This is a genomic window from Sporolactobacillus terrae DSM 11697, assembly GCF_000648615.1.
GTDB classification, from domain to species: Bacteria; Bacillota; Bacilli; order Bacillales; family Sporolactobacillaceae; genus Sporolactobacillus; species Sporolactobacillus terrae.
Genome location: NZ_JFZC01000044.1, coordinates 42,050 through 48,333 on the forward strand (window position 1 = coordinate 42,050; position 6,284 = coordinate 48,333).

Here is a 6,284-nt window from a genome sequence, read left to right on the forward strand (position 1 = left end):
GGCTCGCGATCAACGGGAACGCTCCTGAAGCACCCGAGCACTTCTGCTTTTGATGCCCTGTTTTCGGTCTGACTGCATGACAAAATTTTATCCCCGCTTCGTTTATTTATTAAAAGAGATCGGCGCATCATCCACAAGATAATGCGCCGATCTTTTTTCTATTTTTTATAATCGCCTCAGTCCGTTGCTGCTGGCGCGCGCATCAAATCTCGGCGTTTGCTTGTTTCATTTCTTTGCTCAAGGAAACAAAGTACTCGAACAGATGAAGCATGAGTTCGCTTCCGCCTGCGGTCATTGATTCCGGATGCCATTGAACACCGATCAAGCCTTTTTCCGTGATATCGACCGCTTCGACCACTCCATCTGCGGCGAACGCTGCCGCACGCAGCCCATCGCCAAGCCGAGCGACCGATTGATGGTGAAGGCTGTTTACCACAATCGCTTCATGTTCACCGAGCACTTGATAGAGACGGGAATCCTTCGCAATCCGTACACGATGGCTGCCTTCTTTGCGGGACACTTTTTGAGTATGCTGAATCGGATGGTCAATTTCATCAGCAATATCCTGAATCAGCGTGCCGCCGAGCGCGACATTGATCACCTGCAATCCGCGACAGATCCCGAACACAGGTTTCCCCAGTTTCATTGCTTGCTGCAACAACTGAAATTCAGCCCGATCACGCTCCGTATCAAAGACACCGCACCCTGGAGTCGGATCCTGATCAAAGAATTGCGGGTTAACGTCGCAGCCGCCGCTGAGCACAAAGCCGTCGCAAAGCGCCGCATACGCATCAACACTTGGACCGGGGACAATCGGCAGGATCAAAGGGACGGCACCTGCTTTGATCAGTGATGAAATATAATCCTTGTGTGCGTAGTCCCCCTCTGAAAATTCACTGAGTTTTACATAACCGCTGCTGATTCCAATCATCGGTTTTGTCACCGCCCTACCCCTCTCTTTTTCCTTTTTTTGCGCGTCTTCTTTTTTATTTTATCGATTCATCTTTTTTCGCTTATTAATGGGCCTTACTTCTCAGGGCATCGTAAAGTTTACGTTCAATTCATTTTTCTTCATCGTGCTCAGATAACGATAGATGGTTGCTTCAGATGTCTTCAACTCAGAAGCAACAATACTTACAATCCCTTTGAGCAGGAAAATTCCATGACTATTGAGTTTATCCACAACGTCGCGCTTCTCCTTTTGCGACATGCGCTCGGAAGGGACATGCATGCTGGATACAATTTCCTTGATGCTGTTTATCGCTATGTCTTCTATCGATGTCCCCAGGCGATCCACGGCGTTGCCGGCGTTCGTGAAGCCGTCGTGTTCCAATCCCATGAAATCGTCTAAAAAATGAATTGCTTCGTCCATTTTTCTGAAATCAATATTGATGACAAGTGCACCAATCAGTTCACGATGTTCGTCTCTTATAAAATATGTAGACGATCTGAGTACGGTTCCATCCTCAGCATGACCTTCATAATTGGTGCGAAACGATCGGTGCGATTCTCTCTCTTTTCGAAGCATCTTCGTGATCAATGGGGGGGCAGGCGCCCCGAGCGAAAGACCGCTCCAATTGGTCTCGCTCATTGCAATGACCGAATGTGCACGATTTCGCACATCGTAAAGCACGATCTCGGCATCCTCCCCCAACACATGACTTAAAAAGAAAACGAAGGCCTTCAACCGGTTCAGCTGATCTGTGATGTCTATCTCCTCCTAGCCTCGGGAACATTGAAACTTTAGGTTCACCCTGTTTTTACCGTTTCTTTATGCGTCACTCAGAACGATTATGAATCGTGTTCGTTTGAGGATCTGCTTTGAGTGACAGCAAGGAGATGTTGAAACGCACGCAGCACCTTCTGCGTGCCTTCTTCAACACGCGCACGCGGCGCGGCCACATTCATACGAATAAATCCGCGTCCTGACGGCCCATAGGTACTGCCCATCTGCAAAACAACGCCCTGTTTAATCAAGGCTTGCTGCAGCTCTTTTTCGGACAAATGCAGCGCTTCATAGTTAATCCACATTAAATAAGTGGCGTCGTTTTCCATGCAATAGATGCCATCAAGCTGAGAAAGGATGCGACGCACGTCATCGATGTTGCCTTTCACGTAGTGCATCAATTCGATCAGCCACGGCTCGCCCTCCTCATAAGCGGCCGTCATTGCCGCAATTTGGAACGGATTGATCGCCGGATAAACCATCGCTCTCTGCTCGCGCTTAATCGCCGCTGCAATTTTTGAATCAAAAGTCAAAATGTAGGACGGACCAATTCCCGCCAGGTTAAAGGTTTTCGTCGGCGCCATCAAGGTTACAATTTGCTTGGCTGTCTCGCCGGCAAACTGAGCAATCGGTTGATGCTGATGCCCGGGAATCAGCAGATCGGCATGGATCTCGTCTGAAATGATCGGCAAATGGTACGCAGCAGCAAGCGCGATAACCGCTTGTAGTTCGTCAGGATCCCACACTCTTCCGCCGGGGTTATGCGGCGAACAGATCAGCATACACGCAGGCTGCTCCTCTTTGATTTTCTGTTCCATATCGGCGAGATTCATTGAATAGCGCTGATTGTGCAGCTCAAGCTCGGATACAAGCGGCACGCGTCCGAGCTGATTAATCTGTTCAAAGAACGGATTATAAACCGGATGATGAATCAGAACTTTATCCCCTTCGCTTGTCAGGGCGCGCAAGGCAAGGGCAATACTCGACACCACGTTGTGATTAAAAATGATCGAACGATCCGGTACATTCCATGCGTAGCGCCGCATCAGCCAATCCCGTACCGTTTGTTTGAGTGATTTTGGACACAGCGTGTAGCCGAAGATTTTTTGATCTAAAACATGCCTCATCGCATCGAGAATACAGTCTGGCGCGCGAAAATCCATGTCGGCAATCCACATCGGCAATAAATGCGCATGCCCATAAAGCATTGCCGCTCCATCCCACTTGACACTGTTCGTGTTCGTTCGTTCAACAGGTTCATCGAAAATACTTTTTGCCACCGGGCTCACTCCCATATCAAATCTTCCTTTATCTCTTTGCAGCAATCCATCATTCAGCCCGCTCGCAAAATAATTGTTATTGCGATAATAATTTATTTATAATTTTTATTTTCATAGTTTTGTAAAAATAAGTCAATAGTCATTTTCATCATAAAAGCCCCTGAAGCAGCAGTTGCTCGGCCGCTTTCAGGGGGTGCGTGGTTAATCGAAGGATTGGTTTATTCATTTTGCTCCTCATCCAGAAAAGGATCATCAATGACGATTCGCTGAGCTTCGGCGTCGCTGGTACCCGCATACAGTTCCATGACGCCGCTTTCTCTATGACGGATTGCGCCGCCGCTGAACACCACATCACGCAGATCGGTGCGCTTTGCCGGCCCGTCCAGAAAATCCTTTCGAACCGCGATTATTTTGACCGGTGTATGCCTGCCAGTAAGCGGATCGAGCGTGAATACCATCGAATAATAGTGGCGATTGCCCTGTGCATCAAAGTAGGCAATGTGACCAAGCACGCCGGCGGTGCCATTTTTCAGTGGATGTACTTCATTGGCGCCGCCCCATTCCGCTTCAGCAAAATGACCTTCAAGCAGCGGGGCCTCTTCTATTTTATCAAGTGTCAATGCGTTCAGTGAAGCAAGAACCAGATAGCCGATTTTTCCCCGACCGCCTTTACTTCCTTGCGGCCGTGTCAGCACAAGAATCCGCCCATTCGGCAATTGTGCAAGACGCAAATCCTTCATCCCGATGGGGCCCTCAAAATACGGCTTTAGCATGCGAATCGATGCGCCTCGATAAAAGAGCGTTCGCCACTGGCTGTCGCCATTGGCAGCACGTTTGACCCAAACCCCGCCGAAAAGCAGTTGACCGTCAATCCGTGTCACAAAAGGATCTTGAAGCGGGAAAAGAGGCAAGTCCGGTACAAGCCTCCAGCCTTCCGCGGTCTGTTCAAAGAATCCAACATGCGCCGCCTCGCTCTCGCGCGACTCGACGCGCGCTGCAATCCGCTGGCGACCTTCATCGCAAAAAGGGGCCGTGCAATTATAGACATCCTTTGCACCGGCTCCGAGAAAATTCAACTTCTCAACTTCATAAATAGTCGGATGCCTCGACATGTAGTCTTCAAGCAAATCCAAGCATTCCGTAACCCGTTCCATGAATCGCGCCTCCTGAAAACATAAGCTGCACCATTACAGCACATCCCTTACTATAGTCTTCTTCTCGCGCAACTTCATGTATTTGAAATTTTTTTCAACGCTATCGAATCCTTTATTTTTCCTGCGCGCTTCGCAGTAAAGTTTCTATTGCCCCATGACGGTCTTCTGCATTAAAGATCGCCGAGCCGGCGACAAAGAGTTCAGCACCCGCCTCAAGGCACAGCGGCAAGGTTTCGCTGTTAATACCGCCATCGACCTCAATCTTAACCGGCACTTGCTTTTTCTGAATCATTCGGGCAACCGCACGAATTTTGTGAAGCATTGACGGAATAAAACGCTGCCCGCCAAAACCGGGATCCACCGTCATAATCAGGACGTAGTCAACGTCGCGCAATATCGAATCCAATACGGCGGCAGGTGTGGCCGGATTTAACACAACCCCTGCCTTAGCACCACCCTCTTTAATGATTTGGATGGCGCGATGCACATGCTTGCACGCTTCCACATGCACGGAGATCATATCTGCCCCTGCCGCCAGAAAATCCGGCAGTAAATGAATCGGTTCTTCAACCATAAGATGCACGTCTTGCGCAACCTTTGATTCACGTTTCAATGCTTCGACGACATTTTCCCCCATGGTTATATTTGGTACAAAACGTCCATCCATAACATCCACATGAATCATATCCACATCCCGTGCCACATCATGGACCTCATCTGCAAGATAAGCGAAATGAGCAGACAGAATTGATGGTAAAATTTTCATCACAGCTTCCCTCCCCAATCAAATGCAACCGTATTATGTAACCGTTGTCACAAATAATAGTACGTCAAAGCAACCGCTTCGTCAAAAGATATTCGACGAATGTTGGGCATCCCCTTGTTCGTTTACATTTTATCTTATTCGCTCTATAATAGGAACCATTATTTTGCACATTTACAACCCTATTGATCATTTGTGCAGTATCAGGGGGAAATACCATGGATCGCGATGCGTTGAAAAAGAAATATATTCAAATCGCCCAGATGTACTACGAACAGAATCTCACTCAAAATGAAATTGCTGCGAAAATTGGCGTCAACCGAACTTCAGTCAGCCGGATGCTGAAGAAGATGCGCGACGAGGGCATTGTCAAAATCACCATCAATTATGACTTAAACGACCTTTCTCTTGCCAAACAACTTGAGCAGAAGTTTCAGCTCGAAAAGTCGATTGTTATTCCGGTTGATCCGGCGCAGCCGAGCCATGTGACGTTAACCGCACTTGGCCAAGCAGCGGCCCGCTTTCTTGAGGCCCATTTGCAAGCCCATGATGTGATTGGTTTTTCATGGGGCAGCGGTCTTGCTTCCGTGGTCGATGCGCTTGAGCCGTCCGAGACGTACGCCGATCTCTTGTGTCTGCCAATGATTGGCGGGCCCGCCGGCAAATTAGAGAGCCGCTATCATGTCAATACGATTTGTTTTAAAGCAGCAGAAAAGTTGAATGCCCGCTCCATAATGATCGATGTCCCCGCTATTGTTGAGAAGGAATCGACACGAGACGATTGGATGCATTCCCATTATTATGATGAAATTTCAGCTTATTGGAAGAAGATCAGCATTGCCCTTGTCGGTATCGGTTCGATTCAAAACACCGGTCATGCCACTTGGCGCGCCTTTTATGGGCATGAATCCGTCCAGCATTTTAAAGAAAAGCAGATTGTTGGTGATCTCTGCTCGCATTTCTTTGATGATGCGGGTAAAGAAATCGCTACGCACCTCAGCAAGCGCACACTTTCGATTCCTCTGGACGTGCTGCACCATACTCGCTACACCATTGGCGTTGCAGAATCGCAAGGCAAGATTCCGGGTATTCTCGGCGCATTGCATGGGCGTCATCTGAATGTACTAATCACTACCGAAGAAACCGCAAAAGGTCTTCTCGCGCTTGACAAACCTAAAATGCCTTGATTCGTTCATAGACTGTGACAGGATTCGATGTTCCGCGACTATTTCCCTGGAAATAATCTTTTAATGCGGTACAACGTATTACCGGTTAAGAAAAACCGGGCAAAATACGCCCGGTCCTTTTTTGTTTAGAGATAATCTTTAATTCTGTATTCCTGGCCGTGAACCCCTTTGTAG

6 protein-coding genes are annotated in these 6,284 nt (G+C 48.2%); 1 reads left to right on the top strand and 5 read right to left on the bottom strand.

The window, feature by feature from the left end; all coding sequences use genetic code 11:
* Positions 1–202 precede the first annotated feature (202 nt).
* From AA84_RS0110010 to rpe, 5 genes are all read right to left on the bottom strand, one after another.
* Positions 203–943, bottom strand: a complete 741-nt coding sequence (locus tag AA84_RS0110010; protein WP_028977088.1) for a gamma-glutamyl-gamma-aminobutyrate hydrolase family protein — start codon at positions 941–943, stop codon at positions 203–205.
* 90 nt (positions 944–1,033) lie between these two features.
* Positions 1,034–1,687: a helix-turn-helix transcriptional regulator gene (locus AA84_RS0110015; protein WP_051577928.1), complete on the bottom strand. Its 654-nt coding sequence runs from the start codon at positions 1,685–1,687 to the stop codon at positions 1,034–1,036.
* Positions 1,688–1,791: 104 nt separating this feature from the next.
* Positions 1,792–3,006 (bottom strand): MalY/PatB family protein, encoded by a 1,215-nt coding sequence (locus AA84_RS17615; protein ID WP_160168715.1) that lies wholly within the window; start codon positions 3,004–3,006, stop codon positions 1,792–1,794.
* 218 nt (positions 3,007–3,224) lie between these two features.
* Positions 3,225–4,160 carry a DUF1861 family protein gene (locus tag AA84_RS0110025; RefSeq protein WP_028977090.1) on the bottom strand — a complete coding sequence of 312 codons (936 nt, stop codon included), beginning with the start codon at positions 4,158–4,160 and terminating at the stop codon, positions 3,225–3,227.
* Positions 4,161–4,272: 112 nt separating this feature from the next.
* Positions 4,273–4,929 (bottom strand): ribulose-phosphate 3-epimerase, encoded by a 657-nt coding sequence (gene rpe / locus AA84_RS0110030; protein WP_028977091.1) that lies wholly within the window; start codon positions 4,927–4,929, stop codon positions 4,273–4,275.
* A 212-nt stretch (positions 4,930–5,141) separates the two neighbouring features.
* On the opposite strand from rpe, the gene AA84_RS0110035 reads away from it, so the two are divergent.
* Positions 5,142–6,110, top strand: coding sequence for a sugar-binding transcriptional regulator (locus AA84_RS0110035; protein ID WP_028977092.1), 969 nt, complete (start codon positions 5,142–5,144; stop codon positions 6,108–6,110).
* Positions 6,111–6,284: the final 174 nt, after the last annotated feature.